Raw genomic sequence first — 19,614 nt, 5'->3', positions numbered from 1 at the left:
AAGATCACCCCAATGTTCGCGTCTCCGCCCGGCGGGCGGAGGGGCCGCGGTCATCCGTGCGGACGGTAACGCAGGCGCGAGTCGGCCGCCGGGGTGAGGACGGCGAGGCGCGCCCCGCACGGGTCGGTCATGACGGCGACGCGGCCGGGCTTGATGTCGGTCGGCGGGACATGGACGACCGCCCCGAGCTCGGCCGCCCGCGCCGCGGCGGCATCGCAGTCGGAGACCCAGAAGTAGGGGATCCAGTGGGGCTCGAAGTGGGCGGGCCACCACTCCGCCAGCGGCACCATGCCCGCCACGGACCACTCTCCGACCTTCCAGTTGGTGTAGTCGGGCGCGAAGGAGGAGCGGTCGACGGCCCTCCAGCCGAAGACCTCCCCGTAGAAGCGCCGGGCGCCCTCGACGTCGCGGACGGCCAGCTCCATCCAGCACATCGCGGACGGCTCGTCCACGACGCCCGCGCCCTGGAAGGTGTAGGGCGTCCACAGGGCGAAGTCGGCGCCCTCGGGGTCGGCGCAGTGGGCCATCCGCCCGAGGTTGGAGAGGTCGGTGGGCTCGCTCAGCTCCTGCCCGCCCATGGCGCGCACCCTGTCGAGGGTGCCCCGGATGTCGTCGGTCCGGAAGTAGCACGTCCACGTCGGCTCCATCGAGTCGTCCGCGAGCGGCTGCATGCCGGCGACCTCCGGGCCCTGGACGTCACCGAGGGTGAAGATCGAGTAGTCGTTGAGGTCGCCCGCCAGCGTGTAGACGTACCAGCCGAACAGCTCGCAGTAGAACCGCTGGGAGGCCTGGACGTCCGGGCTGACCAGCTCGGCCCAGGTGGGATATCCGGGGGCGTATGCGGTTACTTCGGGCATCGCCGACCCTCGAAAGTTCGCATATCCCCACGTTAGGGACCGATGCGCAATATCCAGGGCCGCGAAAACTTAAGATCACCCCAACGGCGGTCCGCCGGGCCTTGGATCGCTTCAGACGCTCTCGACGGTCTGGAGGAGCCCCCAGACGAAGTGCGCGACGAGGACGGCGCCGTCCGGGCCCGCGATCGTCGCGTGCCACCGGCTCGGGACCTCGCCGTCCTGGTGCGCGACCGAGCCGAAGCGCGCGTCCACGTCGCCGACGACGCAGGACCACGGGACGAGGTCGTCCACGGTGTCCAGCCGCGGCACGGGCACGCCCTCGTCCCGGACGAGCCACTCCTGCATGACGGCGCCGTCCGGGCCCATCATGATCTCGAAGCGCAGGCCCGGCCACAGGGGGAAGGGCGGCCACCACGCCGTCTCGCAGGCGACGTCGCCGATCGGGCGCTCCTCGACCGCGGCCGGCGGGCCGAGGACGGCCTCGTAGCGGCGGCGGCCGCGCGGGAACGTCCGGGACCGCAGGACGCGCTGCCACCGGGCGTTGACCTCGCGCATCTCCGTGCGCGAGGCGCCGAGCGACCGGATCGCGTCCTCGACGAGGCCCGGCTGGTAGTCGGCCATGCGCCGCAGCAGGACGAGCTGGAACTCCCGCCGGGCGAACCCCTTCACCGTGCCGCTCCCCGGGCCGCCGGGCGGGCGGTCAGGACTTGCGGGCGCCGATGGACTTGGCGATGGTCGGCCAGCTGCGGGCCAGCTCGATGCGCCAGTACTTCCAGTTGTGCATGCCGGGCCCGTACAGGTGGGAGGTGACCGGCACGCCCGCCTTCTGAGCCGCGGCGACGAAGTTCTCGTTCATCGTGCCGGCCAGCTGCTCGCCGATGCGCCCCGCGTCGTGGGGCGGGGTGTCGGCCTTGTCGTAGGGGCCGGGCTGCCCGTTGCCGGACGAGACGTAGACGCCGATGCCCTTGAGCTTGGACACCATGACGGTCGCGTCGTGCGCCCGCCAGTTCGCCCGCGCGGTGATCGGGTCGCCCCAGATGGCGGTGCCCGCCTCGCGGTTCATGGACGTCAGGATGACCGGCATGCCGGGCGCCGTGATGTTGAGGGCGCCGCTGTAGGAGGCGGCGTACTTGAACATGCGGTGCCGCTCGGCGTAGGTGATGGCGCCCTGCCCGCCGGACGACAGGCCGATCGCGGCGCGCACCGAACCGGCGTGGAAGTTGCGCTCCATCAGCGGGATGACCTCGCCGATGTGGAAGGTCTCCCACTCGGGGATGCCGCCCTTCCCGCCGTTGTACCAGTTGGTGTAGGACCCGTTCCAGCCGCCCTCGGGCATCACGACCATCGCGTCGTAGGGACCGATGACCTGCTCGATGTTGGAGTCCTTGGTCCAGGACAGGTAGTTGTTGTTGCCGCCGTGGTAGGCGTACACGACCGGCCACGACCTGGTGGCGCCGGCCTTCCAGCCCTTGGGCACCATCACGCGGGTCTTCACGGCGGCGCCCAGCGCCGGCGAGGCGATCGTGACGTCGAAGATCCGCGAATTGATCTTCTTGACGCCCGTGATCGCGGCCCCGTCGGGGGCCTTGGCGTACTTGCCCGGCGCCGCGCCCGACGGCATCTGCGGCTTCTTGCCGCGGTTGCCGGTGTTGCTGTCGGGGTCGGTGGGGCTCGGCGTCCCTCGCCCGGTGCGGAACGGGTTGCTGTTCAGCGGGATGCTGGGCAGCTTCGCCGCACCCGGCGACTTCGTCGGGGAGGCGGACGCGCCGCCGGGGACCGACGGCTGCGTCGCGGGGCCGAACGAGGGGATCGGCTTGGAGTTCCCGCTGGCCTCCGACTTGCCCTTCGGGACTCCCACGCCGGCCTGCGCGAGGCCGACCATGACGGTGGGCAGCAGCACGGCCGCCGCCGCGGTGCCCGCGATGGCGATCTTCCTGTCGGTACGCTTCTTCATGACTCCCCAGCCGCTCGGGCCACGCCCGGCCCGCCGCTCCGCTCGCCCGACGAAACTACTGTCCCCGCCGTCACAGCCGCAAGTATTGGCAGCGAATGCAATAAAGGCGAGATGATCCGTGACGCTGCGCTACCGGGCCTGTGCCGCTACCCCGGCTTCCCCGGACGGACGGACTGGGCGTGCCGGAACACGTTTCCCGGATCCCAGTGCCGTTTGACCTCCTGGAGTTTCGCGTAGGCGTCCTTGTAGTAGAGGGTCTCCCACGTCTGGGACGACTCGTTCCAGCGCCCGTCGTTCAGATCCGCGTCGGGATAGCCGATGTAGCAGCCGTCCGTGGTCTCGCCGTCCGCGACGGGGACGCCGCCGGTCGCGGCGAACGTCGCCTTGTAGATGTCCCGGATCCACGCGATGTGCGTGTCCTCGTAGGCGTCATTTTGCGTCCAGTACACCTGGTACTGGAGTTTCATAATGGAATCGCGCTGCCGCGCCGCCGTCTTGTGCAGCGGCCTGTTGACGGCGCCGCCGTACGAGTCGACCTGGATGAGCGCCTGCTTGTTCGCGTAGTCGGTGTACTTCTCCTTGCCGAGATAGGCCCACATCGCATCGATCTGTTGACTGGTAAACGGTTTGCGCAGGTAGGCCGACTTGTACTTTCCGCAGCGGTTCTCGCCGCTGGCGTTCAGCGCCTGGGTGGCGGTCAGCCACGGCATCACGCGCGGGATCTCGAGGTGCACGAAGTGCTCGCCCATCATCGTGCGCATCGGCCTCGCCGCCGGGCCGATCCGCCCGTCGAGGGCCACGATGAAGTCGGTCATCGCCCTCGCCCCGTCGGGGTCGTCCACGTCCACCTGTGCCAGCAGCCCGATCTGGCCGTTGCTGACGTGGTTGAGCTTCAGCATGGCGAAGAGCTTCCCCGCCGCCGAGGACGGGTCCTGGTGGTCGCGGAAGTACTCCCCGTACGCCCCCAGCAGGGCGGCGAACTCGTCCTTGGTGAAGTCCTTCCAGTCCCACGCGAGCGCCGTGAGCAGCACCTGCTTCGGCGGCTGCGGGAGGCCCCGGAACCAGAACCGCGTGACCACGCCGAAGTTCCCGCCGCCTCCCCCGGTGTGGGCCCACAGCAGGTCGCGGAGCCACGGGTCGCCGTCGTCGCGCCGGGCCACGACCAGCTCGACGTTCTGGCGCTCGTCCACCACCGCCGCCTCCACCGCGTAGAGGTAGTCGACGGTGAGGCCGTGCTGCCGCGACAGCAGCCCGAACCCGCCCGCCGGGATGTGCCCGCCGAGCCCGACCGAGTAGCACGACCCGCCGGGCAGCGCCTTGCCGCTGATCGGGTACAGGTGACTGTAGACGTGCCAGTTCGTCGCCCCCGCTTCCACGCAGTACGCCTGCATCGCGGCGTCGTAGGACACCCCGCACATCGGGCTCACGTCCAGGATGACCCGCACGTCGGAGCCGCAGACGAAGTCCTCGTAGCAGTGCCCGCCCGCCTTCACCGTGATCCGCGTCCGCCGCGGGTCGGCCGGCCGCTCCCGCACCGCCTCGGCGAGCGCCGTCCGCGCCTCCTCGGGCGACCGCACCAGCCGCACGTACTCGGGCTCTCCGATCCACCGCTGGTTGAACCCGCGGCTGAGCGCCGGATACCGCCTGTCGCCGGGCCGGACGGTCGTACTGGGCAGGCCGGTCGCGCCGAACGAGCCGGTCGCGCCGGACGGTGTCGGGATCTCGCTCATCGGGGCATCGCCTCCACGCACCTCGGATAAGGGATGCGTGGACACCTTCCCCACCATGTCATAAAGTAGTCGATCAGTAACGAACAGTTAGCATCTTGGTCAGGTTTTCGCGCGGCGAGCCCCACTCACCTACAAGTCGCAGTGCAACGGCGGAAAGGGGTGCCCTCTCCGCCGTTGCGGGTCAGCGGAGGCGTCAGCCCCCGCTGGGTTGGGTCAGCGGCGCGTCACTTGCCGCTCGGTTGCGCCCTGACGCGGACCGCACCGCCGGAAGGCTCCTTGAGGGAGGAGACCCCGAAGGCGGCACCGGCGATCAGGAGGATGGCGACCCACTCCGGAAAGAAGGTCAGCCGCTGGTCGGAGGGCAGCCGCCCCATCGCGGCGCCGGCCAGCGCCACCATGGCGTGGACCGGCGTCGAGAGCGACTGCATGACACCCACGTCGAGCTCCGAGATACGACGGAGCGCGGCGTTGGTCAGGACGACCGGCAGCATCAGCGTGAGCAGACCTGCCAGCCCGGCCACGAAGAACAGGTCCGGGGACACCCAGTCACCGCCCCGCAGGAGGAACACCGGCACGAACAGCGCCGGCGCCGCCAGCAGGTTGGCGAGCGTGGCGCCCTGGTCTGCCAGTCCGTGGTCCTTCATCTTCCCCAGCACGGTGACCGTGTTCCAAACGCACCATGCGCTGCCGAAAGCGCACAGCAGGCCCACGATCTCACCCTGCAGGGGCCAGTTGAGCATGAGGATCCCGCCCAGCACGAGCGAGCGCCCGCACAGGTGCTTGAACCCCCACGCGGTGGCCCTCAAGTGCCAGATCCTCTTGGAGCCCACCGAGAGGTAGCCGAGTACCACGACGGCGGCGACGGTGCCCAGGTTCAGGCGCGACACCGCGTACGGGTAGAGGACCGCGACGGCGGCGTTCCCGACGGCCAGGCGGCCGATCAGCCACCACATGGGCCGCTCGTACTGCCTGAACGGAGACCGTCCTGTAAGAAGCATCAGCACGCAGAGGGCGAGGGCACCGACCGTTTGCATCGGTGCCGCCACCTCCAGCGCGTGGTAGCTCGTGGTGAAGGCGTAGCCGATGCCTGACGACACCAGGCTGGCCACGATGAGACCTCTGCCGGCGAGCCGGCCGGGGTCGAGTGAAGAGGACATAGTCCTGCCCCTCTAGGTTGTGAGAGGCCGGAGCGCTCCGCGAGCGACAAGCCACCGGTTCCGCGAACCGGTGGCCGCCGCTCGGGGAGCGATCGACCACCGGTTTCGGAAACCGGCAAGAGGGACCGTGCGGGCTGGTGCGGATTTATCAACTACACCGGTCGATAAACCAGGAAATGGTGCAGGGCGGGCGGCGAACCGGGCATGGCCTCACAGTGAGCGACCCGCGTCACGATCCAGGATGCGACGGCGGAGGCGGCTCGTCAGCCGGACTGCCGATGTGGTCCTTCGCGCGATACCGAACCGGGGCGTGTCATCGGTCCAGGTGGCGGGTGTAGAGGGCGCCGGCCTGGAAGCGGGTGCGGGCGCCTAGGCGGTCGCAGAGGTCGCGGACGCGGCGCTGGACCGTGCGGGTGCTGATGGAGAGGCGGCGCGCGATGGCGTCGTCGGTGAGGCCCGCGGCGAGGAGGGCGAGGACGGCGTCGTCCGGGGCGTCCTCGCCGGGGAGCGGGACGGCGGAGCGCCACAGGGCCTCGAAGAGGGAGACCAGTGCGTCCAGCAGGGCGGACGGGTGGACGATCAGGGAGCTGTCGACCGAGCTGGCGTGCTGGGAGGTGAGCGGCAGCATCGCGGTGCGGCGGTCGGCGACGGCGAGCTTGATGGGCACGGCGCCGAGGCGGGCCTGCTCGCCGGACGCGACGGCGCGGCGGACGTACTCCAGGGCGCGGGGCTCGTCGAGCGCTTCGGGCCCGTAGATGCCGCGCACCGTGATGCCGCGGCGCATGGTGCGCTCCTGCTCGTCGCTCGACACCGCGGCGTCGGTCGCGAACGGCGGCTGGACGAGGACGAGCAGCTCCTCGCGGGCGCCGTTCATGAGCTGCAGGTAGCGGCGGGACACCGCCGTCCGGCCGCTGACGACCTCGACGAGCTCCTCCGGGTGCGGGGCGGCCTCGGCCAGCAGCGGGCCGATGGCGGCACGGCTGCGGGCGATCTCCTCCTGGCGGCTGGCGACGAGGGCCTCCACCGCGACGTGGGGCGGGGTGGCGAGGAGTCGCAGCGGACGTCCGGCCAGGCGGGTCACGAGTCCGAGTTCCTCAAGGCGCGGCAGGAGGCGGCGCAGGGCCGCGACGGACGCGCCGTGGCGCGCGGCGAGGTCGGCGAGGGTGGACGGGCCCTCCCGCAGCAGGGCGCGGTACGCCCCCTCCTCGGCGGCGGTCACCCCGAGCCCCTCCAGGAGCGGCGAATCGGACACGTCCTAAATCTACGGCTTCCCGGTCCGTTTGACGGGTTCCCGCCATGGCGGAAGCCGCCAGCGCCTTCCCTGGATCGGCCGCGGCGGCCGGCCCGACAATCAAGATCCACTTTTTGGGGAGGGATGGCCATGTGGTCGAGAACCGCGGCGGCCCTGGGGATCGGCGCGCTGGCGCTCGCCGCGCCCGCGGCGGCGGACGCCGCGCCCGCGTCCGCGTTGCGGGCGGAGGCCGGAGCATTCGACGTCACGCTGCCCACCGGTGACACGGTGCACGTCGCGGGGGGCGGCACGACCGTGACGCCCGCGCCGGGACGCGATCCGGCGTTCTCCGTCCGGCACAGCGGAGGCGACCTGTACGTCGTCCCCGTCGACCGGCTCGGCGACGACCCGGAACGGTACAACGTGACGGCGCTGCACGAGCGGCGGCCGGCCGCGCCGGAGCCGAAGGCGAAGGCGTCCGGCGAGCTGGTCACCGTCCGGGTGAGGAGCATCGCGCGGGACGGGCGGCCCGGCCCCGGCGCGGTCGGCTTCCTGAACGTGAAGGACGCCTCGCTCGGCAACGCGCACCGGCCGCTGCCGGGAGACCCGGACGGCCCCTGCACGGACGAGGGCTGGAACGACTCGAACTGCGTGCGGCTGGCGCCGGGGACCTACTCGGTCATGGGCATCGTGAAGACGATGCCGTCGTGGGCGCCGAGCACCGACGGCGGCAAGCCGCTCGACTACAGCCTCGTCGGCTACCCGGAGATCGAGATCACCGGGGACACCGAGATCGTCCTGGACGCGCGCAAGGCGCGGGAGGCGACGGTCCGGACGCCCGAGCACGCCACCGCGCCCGGACCGGGGGCGGTCAGCCACCTGATGTGGACGCGCGGCACCGCGAACGGGCAGGCCGTGGACGAGGGCGTCTACCTGGGCGACGGCTCGATGCTGGAGGAGCGGGTGTTCCTCCAGCCGACCGAGCGGGTCCGCACCGGGACGTTCGAGGCCTACACGCGGTGGCGGCTGGAGGCGCCCGCGATCACGATGCGGGCGGGGAGCCGGGCGCTGCGCCCCCAGTACTATCCCGCGGCCTACTTCAGCGACACCTCGGACCAGTTCCCGCGCCTCGACGGCAGCGCGGAGATGCGGGTCGCGGACGGGGACCGGCCGGGCGCCGACCTGCGCGGCCGGCTCGCCCTCGTCCAGCGCCGCGACGGCGTGCCCGTCGCCGAGCAGGTCGAAAGGGCCGCCAAGGCGGGCGCGCGCATGGTCGCCGTCTACAACGACGCTCCCGGCGTGAACGACGACCCGGGCGACTACGGGAAGCCGCTGAAGGTACCCACAGTCCGTCTGTCCCATGAGGAAGGACGGGCTCTCCTGCGGGAGCGGGCGACTGTCACGGCCAAGGGCATCGTGGACAGTCCCTACCAGTACGACCTCGTGTTTCCGGAGGAGGGGCGGATTCCCGAGAAGCTGGACTACGTCGCTCGCACAAGGGATCTGGCGCGGATCGACAGCGCCTACCACGGCGATGGCGCCATGACCGCCGCGCGCTACAGCAAGCGCCCCTGGGAAGAATTCGCCCTCGCATACGCCCACCCGGTCACGGGTACTCCGCGAACGCGCGTGGAGTACGTCTCAGCCGATCCGAAAACGCGGTGGTCCGCAATGGCGGTCACTCCGGAGCAGCCTTACAACAACGCTTTCCCCGGCCCGGAGACGCCGCACGTCGTGCTCGGCGAGACGGAATGGTCCTCCTACAGGGCGGGGCAGCGCGACGCGCACAGCTGGAACAAGGGACCGCTCACCGGCGGCATCAGCGCGCAGTCACCGATCGTCCGCGCCGGCGACCAGATCCGGCTCCGCGTCGGCCTGGCGGACGCGGCACGCAATTTCGCCGACGTCTACTCCAGCTCCTTCCCGAATGGCTTCACCACCGACTTCCGCGTCCACCGGGACGGCGAACTGATCGCGCAGACCGCCCACAAGGCGAACGGCACCCTGGTGACGACCCCGGAGAACGCCGAATACCGGGTCGAATTCGACTTCGCCAACAGCGCCCCCTGGGCCCGGCTGTCCACACGGGCCAGGACGTCGTGGACGTTCCGCTCCGCGCGCACGGCCGATCTCACCGTCCTTCCGCTGCTCCAGGTGGGTTACGACGCGGCTCTCGACCCGCGGAACAGGACTCGCTCCCGGACGTTGAGGCTGACGGTCGCCCACCAGGACGGCTCGTCCGCGCCGCTGCGCCGCCTGTCCCTCCAGACGTCGTTCGACGACGGCGTGACGTGGACGGACGTTCCGCTGCGGGACGGCGTCGCCCGTCTGCGCGGGAAGGGGACGGTGTCCCTGCGGGTCCAGGCCGAGGACGGCCGGGGCAGCTCGATCACCCAGGAGACCATCCGCGCCTACGAACTGCGCTGACGGCCCTTCGGCCGAGTGCCGTGACCCCGGCGGAGAGCCGGGGTCACGGCGCGGGGGCGGGTCCGGTCGACGTCAGGTCCGGCGCCGCCCCCGCCGGGGATCAGGGCTGCTTGTAGTCGTACTTGGCCGTGATCTTGGCCGAGGACGGGCAGAGGAAGCCGCTCGTCTTGGGGACGACCTGGTTGGTGAAGGTCGCGGTGAACGGGAAGTTCGTGGCCGAGGCGGTGCCGGTCAGGGTCCCGCCGTAGGTGCAGCCGATCGCACTCATCGAGAAGTTGTTGATCTTGACGGTGGTGCCGCTGAAGGTGCCGCTCCAGGGCAGGGCCCCGGGAGTGACGGTGACCCCGCAGCCGCCGGCGCTCGCTGACGTGTAGGACGCGTTGACGCCGCCCGACAGGACCGTGCCCTTCAGTACGGAGCTGGTGCAGCTGGCCGGGACTCCCGCGTCGATCACCATGGTGCCGTTGAGGGTGGCGGTGAACGTCCCGGTGTTGACGGCCAGTGCGGGGGAGGCCGTCAGGGCGACGGTGGCGGTGGCGGTGGCCGCGACCGCGGCCGAGGCGACCGCGGCGATCTTCGTGGTGCGAGACAAGGGGGGTCCTCATTTCGAACGGTGGGCGTCGCGCCTGCACCCGAAGGGTGGGGTGGGAGGTCCGTCGATTCATGCGCGGCTCCGCCCATGGCCGGTGGGGAGGCCGCCGCGAATCAAGGGACCGGGCCGGGGAACCGCCCTGTCGCCCTCGACATGGGTTCCGACCGGAGTAGAACGCGTTCTAACAGAGACCATAGACAAGGGTTGTTGAGTGGTCAATACCCAAACGACACTCTGCGGTTATCTGAAGATGACACTGTTCATAAAATGCCCCTGCGCATGTCCGTAAGTGCGTATCCATGCAGGATACAGACGTATTCGTGATCAGTGGTCTTCTTCGGCGCCGGCACTGCGGCCTCCTTACGCCGGAGCGGCGAGAAGGGATGCACGCCTGGCAAGAACCGGTTACATAGCGCCAACAGGGCACCGGGTTTACGAGGGAGCGTCCAGGCGGATGTGAAATTTCAGATTCGCTCTGATCGGCATTGAAAATCCGGTTCCGTTTCGATGGCGCGGCATCTGTGAGCTGGCGTTTCGCCCGTGGCCTCAGTTCCCGTAACGCCCGCCTGGACCGGCCGCCCGACCATTGTCAGGCGGGCGGTTCCGGTCCATCGTGACGGGATCGCGAGCGTCCGTGAGCGTCCGCAGGAGACCCCGCCGCGCGACGAGCGGGCGCGCAGAGCCGAACGGCAGGTACCCCGTCATGAGAACCTCCCGCCGATTGCGTTCCCTGCTCGCCGTCCCGTCGGCGCTGGCGCTGGCCCTCACCGGGCTCGCCGCGCCGTCCGCCGCCTCGGCGCCCGGCCCCGAGACCGCCGGCCAGTACGTCGTGACCGGTCCCCGGACCGGTCAGCAGCGCAGCCAGGTCGCCCGGACCGGAGCGGCGATCGGCGCCGTCCGGGCGGACGGGCTGGAGGTCAGCGCCATCCCCTCGGAGGTCAGGGCCATCCGGCGGCTCGGCTTCTCCGTGAGGCCGGCTCCCGTCCGGGCCGCGGACCCGAGCGCGGCCCCCAGCACCGCCGCGACCTCGTACCACACGTTCGCCGAGATGCGGCAGGAGGTCGACTCCGTCGTCGCCGCCCACCCGCAGATCGCCCGCCAGTTCGTCGTCGGCAAGTCCTACCAGGGCCGCGACATCGTCGGCGTGAAGATCAGTGACAACGTCGCGACGGACGAGAACGAGCCCGAAGTGATGATCATCGCCAACATCCACGCGCGCGAGCGGCTCACCGCCGAGCAGGCGCTCGACTACATCGGGCAGCTCACCACCGGGTACGGGTCCGACAGCCGGATCACGAACCTGGTGAACACGCGCGAGATCTACGTGATGCCGATGGTCAACCCCGACGGCCAGGTCTACGACATGACCAGCGACACGCAGCCGGGACGGATGTGGCGCAAGAACCGCCAGCCCAACCCCACGTCCACGGGCACGGACCTGAACCGCAACTTCGCCTACAAGTGGGGCTGCTGCGGCGGCTCTTCCGGCAACGGCTCCAGCGAGACCTACCGGGGCACCGGCCCCGAGTCCGCCGTCGAGACGAAGGTCCTCGCCGACTTCGTGCGCAGCCGGGTCGTGGGCGGCAAGCAGCAGCTCGGGATGTTCCTGGACATCCACTCGGACGCGGAACTGGTGCTGTGGCCGTTCGGCTACACCTACAACAACACCGTGCCGGGCTCGATGTCCGCCGACGAGGAGGCCGCCCACCGCACCATCGGCCGGGAACTGGCCTCGACGAACGGCTTCGCTCCCGAGCAGTCCAGCGACCTCTACATCACCGACGGCACCACGGACGACTACACATGGGGGCAGCAGCGCATCTTCTCGTTCACGTTCGAGCTGGCCGGAGGCAGCTTCTACCCGCCGCCGTCCGCGATCGCCGGTGAGGTCCAGCGCAGCCGCGAGGCCCTGCTGCGGCTGGCCGAATACGCCGACTGCCCCTACCGGGCCATCGGCAAGCAGAGCCAGTACTGCGCCCAGTGACGGGCGGCGCGCCGGTCCGGCCCCGCGAGGGACCGGACCGGCGTGTCAGCCGAAGCGTTCGCGCAGGGCCGGCAGGAGGTCCGCCTCCGCCCAGGTCCGGAAGTCCTTCTGGTGCTCAGGCCCGGACTGGCAGAACGAGATGTGGGTGAAGCCCGCGTCCGCCCACTCCTGGACCGCCTCGACGTAGTCGTCCACGTCGTCGCCGCACGGGACCGACTCCACGACGTCCTCCGGACGGACGGTCTTCGTGGCGGCCTCGAAGTTCACCGGGCCCGGCAGCTCGGCCATCACCTTCCACGCCGGGGCGGAGAACTTCCACGTGCTGTGGGCGCGTTGCCTGCACTCCTCATAGTCGTGCCCGAAGGCCACGGGGATCTGCCCGTAGACGGGCTTCCCGGCGCCGCCCTCGTTGCGGAAGAGCTCCACGACCTCCGGCACGGGCTGGTCGGAGATGAGGAGGTCCGCGTGCTCGGCGGCGAGCCGGCCGGCCCGGGGGCCGAAGGCCGCCATGCCGATCCGGACGGGCTCGTCGGGCAGGTCGTACAGCTTCGCGGAGTCGACGGTGAAGTGGCGGCCCCGGTAGTTGACGTAGTCGCCGCCGAACAGCGCCCGGATGATCTCCACGGCCTCGGCGAACATCTCGTGCCGGACGTCCACCGACGGCCATCCGCGCCCGACGACGTGCTCGTTGAGGTTCTCCCCCGCGCCGAGGCCGAGCGTGAACCGGCCGTCGGACAGCACGCCCATCGTGGCGGCCTTCTGCGCCACCACGGCCGGGTGGTACCGCATGATCGGGCAGGTCACGAACGTCATCAGCGGGATGTGGCGGGTGGCCTGGGCGAGCGCGCCGAGCACCGACCAGGCGTAGGCGGAGTGGCCCTGGCTCTCCAGCCACGGGAAGTAGTGGTCGGAGATCACCGAGTAGGCGAACCCAGCCTCCTCGGCCTCCACGAGGTCGGTGACGAGCTGCTTGGGCGGCGTCTGCTCGCAGAGCAGCGTGTATCCGAATTCCATGTCAGATCCCCAGCAGGTCCATGATGTCGTCGGCGTGTTCTTCCTCCTCGGCGAGGATGTGCTCCATCAGCCGCCGGGTCGTCACGTCGCCGTCCCCGAGCCAGCGGATGATCTCCTGGTAGGACTCGATGACGATCCGCTCGGCGACGAGGTTCTCCTCCAGCATGCTCTTCAGGTCGTTCTCGTCGAACGTCCTGTAGGTGGTGTGGGAGCGCTCGGCCAGCGTCTTCGGATCGAAGTCCGGCCGCCCCCCGAGCTGGCTGATGCGCTCCGCGGCCCGCATCGCGTGGCCGCGCTCCTCGTCGGCGTGCTCGCTGAACTCCGCCGCCACCTGCGCCCGGTCGATCCCGGTCGCGCTGATCGCGTGCTGCGCGTAGCGCATCCAGCACACGATCTCGGTGGCGAGGACGTCGTTGAGGACGCCGACGACCTCCTCGGCACGGCGGCCGTAACCCGCGGTCACGGGGCCGTCGGTCATCTTCGCGCGGGCGCGTTCCCGGATCGCCGCGACGTCGATGCTGAAGCTGCTCTCGGCCATGCACTCCTCCTGATCAGCGCGAATGTGAGATCCCCTACCCATCACGGGCCACTCATGCCTGTGCGCCGACGCGAGGAACCTGCCACCCGGAGGGTCACTTGGCCACCGTGCGTCACATCTGCTATACGTAGAGCTACCTCGCTCCGACCTGGGACGAGGGAAGGGACATCCGGTATCCACCTTGAGATCCGGGCGTGACAAGGAAGAAAAGGAACCACATGAAGTCCTTCAGCTACACCGAGCTGGACAAGCTCGCCGGTGAGGTCCTGCCGGAGCGCGCCGTGCTGTCCACCCTTCTCGTCGGGGGCGGCGAGAACGAGAACGTCAACCTCAACCACGGCGGCGGCGACGGCGGCACGACCGCGATCATGAACGCCTGCCAGAGCCAGCAGACCCGTCCCGACAGCGGTCTGCTGCAGCTGGTCGGCCTGCACGCGCAGACCGACGCCAGCTCGCAGTCCTGCGTGCCGGGCGCCGCGATCTCCGGCCACTGAGCCGAGCGCGCGTAACCGCGGGCTTCTGCTCGCAATCGGAAGGGCTGGCGGCTTCCGCCAGCCCTTCCCCCTTCCTACAGCGAAGCGAAAGCGATCCCATGAGCTCTTCCAACCCTCAGCGGCTCACCTATGCGGAACTGGACCGGCTGACCGCGGAGGTCCTGCCGCGGCGGCTCGCGCTGTCCGCCCGGCCCGGCGGCGGCCACGGCGGCGACACCGAGGTCTTCTACGCCTGCCAGGCCACCCAGTCCGCCGGCACGACCGGCCTGCTTGGCACCGGCCTGCTCGCCGAGGCTCCGGCCTCCACGGTGTCCTGCATTCCCGCCGTCGTGGTGCACGACAACCGATGAGCGCGCCCGCCGCCCTCGCCCTGCCCGCACTGGTGGACGGCGCCGAACTCGTCGGCGAGTTCAAGAACTCCGGGTACCGGGAGCCGCCGCAGCTGGTCCGCCTGCCGAACCGGCAGCTCGTCCGGCTGCCTCCGCTGCTCTTCCTGGTCGCCAAGGCGCTGCACGAGCACCGCCACCTGGCGGGCGAGGGCGACGTGGCCGCCTCGCTCGCCACGGTGGCCGACTCGGTCAGCCGGGAGGCGGGCGCACGGCTGTCCGCCGAGCAGATCGTCTACCTGGTGGACCGCAAGCTCGCCCCGCTCGGCGTCACCACCTTCAGCGACGGCACCGCGCCGCAGAGCGTGCGGTCCGACCCGTTCCTGGCGCTCAAGTTCAAGATCGCGGTGTTCCCCGAGTCGGTCACCTGGTTCATCGGCGGCCTGTTCGCCTGGTTGTTCCGCCCCTGGGTGATGGCGCCCGTGCTCGCCGCGTTCGTGGCCGGCGAGGTCTGGGTCCTCACATCCAGGTCGATCGCCGACGCCATGTCCATGGCGATCCTCAAGCCGGTCAGCATCCTCCTGGTGATCGCGCTCGGGATCGCCTCCTGCGCGTTCCACGAGGTCGGGCACGCCTCGGCCTGCCGGTACGGCGGCGTCCGCCCGGGCGTCATGGGCTGCGGCATCTACCTGGTGTGGCCCGCGTTCTACACCGACATCACCGAGTCGTACAGGCTCGGCCGCGGGGGGCGGCTCCGCACCGACCTCGCCGGCGTCTACTTCAACGGCATCTTCGTCATCGGGCTGACCCTGCTGTACGCGCAGACGGAGTTCGCGCCGCTGCTGGTCGCCATCGTCTACGTCAACCTGGAGATCGTGCAGCAGCTGCTGCCGACGCTCCGGTTCGACGGGTACTACATCATGTCGGACCTCATCGGCATCCCCGACCTGTTCCGGTACATCGGGCCGATCCTGCGCCGGACGCTCCTGCGGCGCCCCGCCGACGCCCGGCTCGAAGACCTCAAGCGCTGGCCCCAGATCTTCGTCTCGGTCTGGGTGCTGACGGTGATCCCCATGCTGGCGTTCCAGATCGTGCTGATCATCACCCAGGTCCCCGGGCTGGTGGCCCAGGACTGGGGCATGATGCGCAGGCTCGCGTCCGCCGCCGCCGACGGGGCGGACCCCCTCACGCTGCTCACCTCCGGGCTCCAGATCGTCCTGCTCGTCCTGCCGCTGGTCGGTGTGGCGTTCATCCTGTACAGCATGGCCCGCGGGGTGGTGCGGTGGGCCGTCCGCTACGTGAACGCGCCGGTCGCCGAGGCGGCCTCCGGGACCTGACAGACCCGTCCCGCCAACGCGCCGGGTGCCGCCAGGGGGGCACCCGGCGCGTTCTTTGCCGTTCCGGGGAAATGCATTTTATAAGCTTTTCCGGTCGCGCTTCGGACCGTGAGGGCCGGGAATCCCGGGAACGGGGAGAGAAAATCCACGCAAAGGATCTCTTCCTTTCCCAAGGCCGGCGCCTCTTCGCCGCCGGTGTCCCCGGAAGGCCCCGCGTTGCTCCGTCCCCCTGCCCCCGCCGCATGGCTGGGGGCCTTCGCGCTCCTCCTGCCCCTCGTGCTCGCGGACCGGTCCACGGCCGACCCTCCCCGCGCCGAGGTCGTCGCCGAGACGGCCGTCGCGCCCCGCATCCTCGACCTGACCATCGCCTCTCCCGCCATGGAGGGCCGCCAGAAGGTGCGGCTCCTGCTCCCCCCGGGCTGGTCGCGGGACGCGAAGCGCACCTGGCCCGCGCTGTGGCTGCTGCACGGCGGCGTCGACGACTACACCGCCTGGACGCGCGACACCGACGTCGCGGAACTCACCGCCGGCGCCGGCGTCATCGTCGTCATGCCGAACGGCGGCCGCTGCGGCAATTACTCCGACTGGTGGAATTACGGGAAGGGCGGCCCGCCGCGCTGGGAGACGTTCCACATGACCGAACTGCGCGGCGTCCTCGAACGGGACTACCGCGCGGGGACGCGACGCGTGATCGCCGGCAATTCCATGGGCGGCCTCGGCGCCATGCTGTACGCGGCCCGGTTCCCCGGGGCGTTCGCCGCCGCGGCGGCGTTCAGCGGCTACCTCGACACCCTGTACGGCCACGAGCCGGGCGACGACTCGACCGGCTGGGGGCCGTCCCTGGCCTGCCCCGGCACCGACTGGCGGCGGGTGTGGGGCGACCCCGACGACCAGGCCGAGATCTGGCACGCCCACAACCCGACCGACCTCGCGGGGCGGCTGCGCGGCGTCCGGCTCTGGGTGGCGAGCGGGAACGGGAAGGCCGGGTCGCTCGGCGGGCTGCCGTTCACCGACCCGGTCGAGGCGGGCGCGAACGACCACGCGCACGCGTTCGTCGACCGGCTGCGGGCCGTCGGCGTCCCGGTGACCGCCCGCTTCTTCGACGGGCAGCACGACTGGCCGTACTGGCAGCGCGACCTGCACGAGGCGTACCCGATGCTCATGGACGCCCTGGGGCTCGGCCCCTGCCCCGGGCTCAGCCGCTCTTGAGCCGCTCCGGAGCGTCTTCCGCACCGAGGGGCCCGTGCCATTCGAGGAGCAGGACGGTGGCGTCGTCGTCCAGGCGCCCCGCGTGGTGCTCCAGAATGCTGTGGACGAGGCGCCGCAGCGTCTCGGGGACCGACAGCCCGTCGGCCTCGCGCCGGATGATGAAGTCGACGAACCGCTTCAGGCCGAACTCCTGCTTGTCGGGGTCGCGGGCCTCCACGATCCCGTCGCTGTAGAACAGGATCCGGTCACCCGGTTCCAACTGCTCGCCGCACAGCTTCGGCTGCACGCCGAGGCCGGTGCCGAGCGGGGTGCCGGGCGAGCATTCCAGCGTGGTGACCCACCGCGACCCGCGGATGACGACCGGCGGGGGGTGTCCGTGCGAGATCCAGGACAGCTGCCCCGAGGGGAGGTCGAGTTCGGCCAGCACGCCCGTGACGAAGCGCCCGCTCGGGTCCTGTTCCAGGAGCGCCGCCTCGATCGCCTGCGCCGTCTCGATGAGCCCGGCCCCCTGGATGCGGGCGTTGCGGCAGGCCGCGACGGCGAGGTTGGAGGTGAGACCGGCGGCGGTGTCGTGGCCCATGGCATCGAAGATCGTGAGATGGACGATGTCGCCCGCGAGCGCGTAGTCGAAGGTGTCGCCGCCCAGCATGTAGGCCGGCTCCAGCGCGGCGCCGATGACCACCTGGTCGTTGGCGAAGGTCATCGGAGGCAGCAGCCGCCACTGCATCTCCGCCGACACCGTCATGTCCCTGGTCCGCACGAGCCGGGAGAAGGAGTCGCTGTACGGGCCCTTGCTGACGATGATCAACGCGACCAGGCCGGCCAGGGACTCTGCCTCGTCGTAGGCCCGGGCGTCGTCGCGGCGGACGGTCACGCGCAGCACGCCGAGCCGCTCGGCCCCGTCGAGGATGGGCACCCAGTAGTGGCACCTCCCGCCTTCCAGACCCTGCCCTGCGGCGGGCTCCATCATCTGGAAGGCGCGGCCGGCGACCGTCCCGTCGACTCTCAGCTCCGTGGTCTCGGCTCCGGCGTTCCGGCCGGCGTCCGGGCCCTCGCCCGTCAGCAGCCGCAGCACCGTCTGCTGGAGGTCGACGACGTAGATGGTCGCGTCATGCAGGCCGTGGGCGGCGGCGTGCCGGGCCACCGCGCCCGGCAACTGCTCCATCGACATCAGATGGCTGGCCGCCAGCAGCTCTCTCAGCATCGGTTCGCCGCCCTGCCTGCTCGGGTTCTCGGGGTTCGCGCACTCCACCGTCCTGCGGGCGGACCACCTCTCACCAGGACCGCATTCCCCCCTTATGCGCAGGACACTACCCTCCCGCGCCTTGTCCATGTGGCATCCGGTCCGAGGCGGGCCAGACGTAGGGCAGGTCGTCCGGCACGCCGGGGAACAGGGGGCGGTAGAAGCCAGGGTCCTTGCGGACGAGCGCCGACCGGTGGCTGAGGTGGAAGGCGCGGTCGCCGAGCCAGGGCGGCAGCTCCCCCGCCGCGGCGAGCCGCTCCTGCTCGCGCGGGCCCCGGACGCCCCGCATGTCGGCGAGCTCGGCCGTCAGCGTCGCCGCGCAGGTGTCGCCGTGGCCGAACCCGCGCCAGCGCCCGCAGATCTCCAGGCCGTACCGGACGAGCGCCTCCTCGTACCCCGTCCACATGAGCGCCGCCGGGTGGCGCCGCCAGCCGTAGCCGGGCACGGTGAGCGCCCGCAGGACCTGGACGGTCTCGACGCGCTGCTTGCCGAGCCGCCGCCGGTCGAGGACCTCGGCCGTGGCCGCGAAGTCCGCGTACGGCAGAAAGGTCTGCATACCGCCCCCTCGGATATGCCCGTCCGGCATACCTACCCGGCGATGCGCGGGCAAGCGCGTCGCACCCGAGGTCAGGACCGGGACGGGGAGGGGCCGGACGGCAGCAGCGCGGCGATCTCGGGCTTCAGCAGACCCCGGACGTTCGCGTAGGAGGTGCCGAAGTTCAGGTTGCCGCAGCCGTCGCTGCCTCCCGCCAGGAAGGAGATCTCGAATCCGGAGGGGGTGAAGAACGGGAACAGGAACGGCACCTGGCCGAGCGTCGCGGGCCGGTCCCTGCGCGGGGAGAAGTCGGCGAGCTCGAACGGACCGTCGGGGCTGCAGTCCTGCCACCGGCGCTCGTTCTGAGCCGGCTTCTGCGGGACGAGGGAGTTGAGCCGGCGCACGCCGGCCGCGGTGAGCGTCGAGGGCTGGAAGACGTCGGCCGCGCTCAGGCTGCGCCCGGTGCGCAGGTCGACGGTGACGACCTCGCCGCCCGGGGAGCCGTCCGCCTGCTGGCAGTTGTCCGACAGCATGAAGTAGCGGACCGACACCAGGCGGGGTCCGCGCAGCCCGAGCCTCGTCTCGGTGCCGAGCTTCACCGGCTTGCCCTTGCAGTCGACCTGGGAGGCGATCCGTCGCGCGGAGGCGACGAGCCGGTCCACCGGCCCGCGGAGTTCGGCGTTGACGCGGCGCTCCAGGGCGGGGTCCTTCAGTCCGGTGACCTTCGGGTACCGCGCGTTCTGGAGCTCGATCGCCGGGCCGGTGAGCTTGCGGTTGTCGGCGACGAGGGTGACGACGGGGGCGGGTGCGGCGGCGGGCGGCTGGGGCTTCTGGTCCTGCACCGCGTAGACGACGCCGCCCGCCGTCCCCGCGACCACGGCGGCGCCCGCGGCCGCCATCGTGCCCTTGCCGACCGCGGTGGCGAGGAAGCCCTTGCTCACGGCCGCCCCCGTGGTCCCCGCACCGCCGGCGCCGCCCGCACCGGC

Annotated in this window: 18 protein-coding genes; 6 read left to right on the top strand and 12 right to left on the bottom strand. The window is 71.0% G+C overall.

The annotated features are described in order from the left end of the window. Positions 1-50: 50 nt before the first annotated feature. The 6 genes from AB0K37_RS08130 to AB0K37_RS08105 form a co-directional block, all read right to left on the bottom strand. Complete coding sequence (locus AB0K37_RS08130; protein ID WP_363976619.1) at positions 51-857, bottom strand: VOC family protein; 807 nt, start codon at positions 855-857, stop codon at positions 51-53. Positions 858-968: 111 nt separating this feature from the next. After that, on the bottom strand, positions 969-1,526 hold the full coding sequence (locus AB0K37_RS08125) for a hypothetical protein (RefSeq protein ID WP_363976616.1): 558 nt from the start codon (positions 1,524-1,526) through the stop codon (positions 969-971). A gap of 31 nt (positions 1,527-1,557) precedes the next feature. Next, positions 1,558-2,811, bottom strand: coding sequence for an alpha/beta hydrolase-fold protein (locus AB0K37_RS08120; protein WP_363976613.1), 1,254 nt, complete (start codon positions 2,809-2,811; stop codon positions 1,558-1,560). Positions 2,812-2,957: 146 nt separating this feature from the next. Next, the gene (locus AB0K37_RS08115; RefSeq protein ID WP_363976610.1) at positions 2,958-4,541 is read right to left on the bottom strand and encodes an FAD-binding oxidoreductase; all 1,584 of its coding nucleotides are present in this window, start codon (positions 4,539-4,541) and stop codon (positions 2,958-2,960) included. Between the two features lie 224 nt (positions 4,542-4,765). Continuing rightward, entirely contained in the window at positions 4,766-5,698 is a 933-nt protein-coding gene (locus tag AB0K37_RS08110; protein ID WP_363976607.1) for a hypothetical protein, read from the bottom strand. Positions 5,699-6,011: 313 nt separating this feature from the next. Next, positions 6,012-6,950: a helix-turn-helix domain-containing protein gene (locus AB0K37_RS08105; RefSeq protein WP_363976604.1), complete on the bottom strand. Its 939-nt coding sequence runs from the start codon at positions 6,948-6,950 to the stop codon at positions 6,012-6,014. Positions 6,951-7,079: 129 nt separating this feature from the next. Between AB0K37_RS08105 and AB0K37_RS08100 the strand changes: the two genes are divergently transcribed. Then, entirely contained in the window at positions 7,080-9,356 is a 2,277-nt protein-coding gene (locus AB0K37_RS08100; protein ID WP_363976601.1) for a PA domain-containing protein, read from the top strand. A 100-nt stretch (positions 9,357-9,456) separates the two neighbouring features. On the opposite strand, the gene AB0K37_RS08095 is transcribed toward AB0K37_RS08100, so the two are convergent. Then, positions 9,457-9,948, bottom strand: coding sequence for a hypothetical protein (locus tag AB0K37_RS08095; protein ID WP_363976598.1), 492 nt, complete (start codon positions 9,946-9,948; stop codon positions 9,457-9,459). A gap of 703 nt (positions 9,949-10,651) precedes the next feature. Between AB0K37_RS08095 and AB0K37_RS08090 the strand changes: the two genes are divergently transcribed. After that, positions 10,652-11,932, top strand: coding sequence for a M14 family metallopeptidase (locus AB0K37_RS08090; protein WP_363976595.1), 1,281 nt, complete (start codon positions 10,652-10,654; stop codon positions 11,930-11,932). A gap of 45 nt (positions 11,933-11,977) precedes the next feature. Here AB0K37_RS08090 and AB0K37_RS08085 read toward each other — a convergent pair whose 3' ends face one another. Together AB0K37_RS08085 and AB0K37_RS08080 are read right to left on the bottom strand one after the other, a co-directional pair. Further along, positions 11,978-12,946 carry a TIGR03557 family F420-dependent LLM class oxidoreductase gene (locus tag AB0K37_RS08085; RefSeq protein WP_363976592.1) on the bottom strand — a complete coding sequence of 323 codons (969 nt, stop codon included), beginning with the start codon at positions 12,944-12,946 and terminating at the stop codon, positions 11,978-11,980. A 1-nt stretch (position 12,947) separates the two neighbouring features. Continuing rightward, positions 12,948-13,484, bottom strand: a complete 537-nt coding sequence (locus tag AB0K37_RS08080; protein ID WP_363976589.1) for a ferritin-like domain-containing protein — start codon at positions 13,482-13,484, stop codon at positions 12,948-12,950. A gap of 218 nt (positions 13,485-13,702) precedes the next feature. On the opposite strand from AB0K37_RS08080, the gene AB0K37_RS08075 reads away from it, so the two are divergent. From AB0K37_RS08075 to AB0K37_RS08060, 4 genes are all read left to right on the top strand, one after another. Beyond that, entirely contained in the window at positions 13,703-13,978 is a 276-nt protein-coding gene (locus AB0K37_RS08075; protein WP_363976586.1) for a hypothetical protein, read from the top strand. Positions 13,979-14,076: 98 nt separating this feature from the next. Beyond that, on the top strand, positions 14,077-14,328 hold the full coding sequence (locus tag AB0K37_RS08070) for a hypothetical protein (protein WP_363976583.1): 252 nt from the start codon (positions 14,077-14,079) through the stop codon (positions 14,326-14,328). Then, entirely contained in the window at positions 14,325-15,641 is a 1,317-nt protein-coding gene (locus AB0K37_RS08065; protein WP_363976580.1) for a hypothetical protein, read from the top strand. The genes AB0K37_RS08070 and AB0K37_RS08065 overlap by 4 nt, the downstream gene beginning before the upstream one ends. A 216-nt stretch (positions 15,642-15,857) precedes the next feature. Then, a complete protein-coding gene (locus AB0K37_RS08060; protein WP_363976577.1) occupies positions 15,858-16,850 on the top strand; it encodes an alpha/beta hydrolase family protein in 993 nt (330 codons plus the stop codon). On the opposite strand, the gene AB0K37_RS08055 is transcribed toward AB0K37_RS08060, so the two are convergent. From AB0K37_RS08055 to AB0K37_RS08045, 3 genes are all read right to left on the bottom strand, one after another. Continuing rightward, positions 16,837-18,054, bottom strand: a complete 1,218-nt coding sequence (locus AB0K37_RS08055; RefSeq protein ID WP_363976574.1) for a PP2C family protein-serine/threonine phosphatase — start codon at positions 18,052-18,054, stop codon at positions 16,837-16,839. The genes AB0K37_RS08060 and AB0K37_RS08055 overlap by 14 nt on opposite strands. A 106-nt stretch (positions 18,055-18,160) precedes the next feature. Further along, complete coding sequence (locus tag AB0K37_RS08050; RefSeq protein WP_363976571.1) at positions 18,161-18,649, bottom strand: MSMEG_6728 family protein; 489 nt, start codon at positions 18,647-18,649, stop codon at positions 18,161-18,163. Positions 18,650-18,720: 71 nt separating this feature from the next. Continuing rightward, on the bottom strand, positions 18,721-19,614 hold an 894-nt coding region (locus tag AB0K37_RS08045), incomplete at its 5' end, for a hypothetical protein (protein WP_363976569.1).

It is taken from the genome of Actinomadura sp. NPDC049753, from assembly GCF_040674655.1.
GTDB classification, from domain to species: Bacteria; Actinomycetota; Actinomycetes; order Streptosporangiales; family Streptosporangiaceae; genus Spirillospora; species Spirillospora verrucosospora.
Note: the sequence above shows the minus strand (reverse complement) of the source record. Positions and strands in the feature narration are given on the sequence as shown.

What these genes read in the sequence shown, in the direction of transcription:
- AB0K37_RS08130 (WP_363976619.1), bottom strand. Translation starts at nt 857, where the DNA reads ATGCCCGAAGTAACCGCATACGCCCCCGGATATCCCACCTGGGCCGAG.
- AB0K37_RS08120 (WP_363976613.1), bottom strand. Translation starts at nt 2,811, where the DNA reads ATGAAGAAGCGTACCGACAGGAAGATCGCCATCGCGGGCACCGCGGCG.
- AB0K37_RS08115 (WP_363976610.1), bottom strand. Translation starts at nt 4,541, where the DNA reads ATGAGCGAGATCCCGACACCGTCCGGCGCGACCGGCTCGTTCGGCGCG.
- AB0K37_RS08110 (WP_363976607.1), bottom strand. Translation starts at nt 5,698, where the DNA reads ATGTCCTCTTCACTCGACCCCGGCCGGCTCGCCGGCAGAGGTCTCATC.
- AB0K37_RS08100 (WP_363976601.1), top strand. Translation starts at nt 7,080, where the DNA reads ATGTGGTCGAGAACCGCGGCGGCCCTGGGGATCGGCGCGCTGGCGCTC.
- AB0K37_RS08090 (WP_363976595.1), top strand. Translation starts at nt 10,652, where the DNA reads ATGAGAACCTCCCGCCGATTGCGTTCCCTGCTCGCCGTCCCGTCGGCG.
- AB0K37_RS08085 (WP_363976592.1), bottom strand. Translation starts at nt 12,946, where the DNA reads ATGGAATTCGGATACACGCTGCTCTGCGAGCAGACGCCGCCCAAGCAG.
- AB0K37_RS08080 (WP_363976589.1), bottom strand. Translation starts at nt 13,484, where the DNA reads ATGGCCGAGAGCAGCTTCAGCATCGACGTCGCGGCGATCCGGGAACGC.
- AB0K37_RS08075 (WP_363976586.1), top strand. Translation starts at nt 13,703, where the DNA reads ATGAAGTCCTTCAGCTACACCGAGCTGGACAAGCTCGCCGGTGAGGTC.
- AB0K37_RS08070 (WP_363976583.1), top strand. Translation starts at nt 14,077, where the DNA reads ATGAGCTCTTCCAACCCTCAGCGGCTCACCTATGCGGAACTGGACCGG.
- AB0K37_RS08065 (WP_363976580.1), top strand. Translation starts at nt 14,325, where the DNA reads ATGAGCGCGCCCGCCGCCCTCGCCCTGCCCGCACTGGTGGACGGCGCC.
- AB0K37_RS08055 (WP_363976574.1), bottom strand. Translation starts at nt 18,054, where the DNA reads ATGCTGAGAGAGCTGCTGGCGGCCAGCCATCTGATGTCGATGGAGCAG.
- AB0K37_RS08050 (WP_363976571.1), bottom strand. Translation starts at nt 18,649, where the DNA reads ATGCAGACCTTTCTGCCGTACGCGGACTTCGCGGCCACGGCCGAGGTC.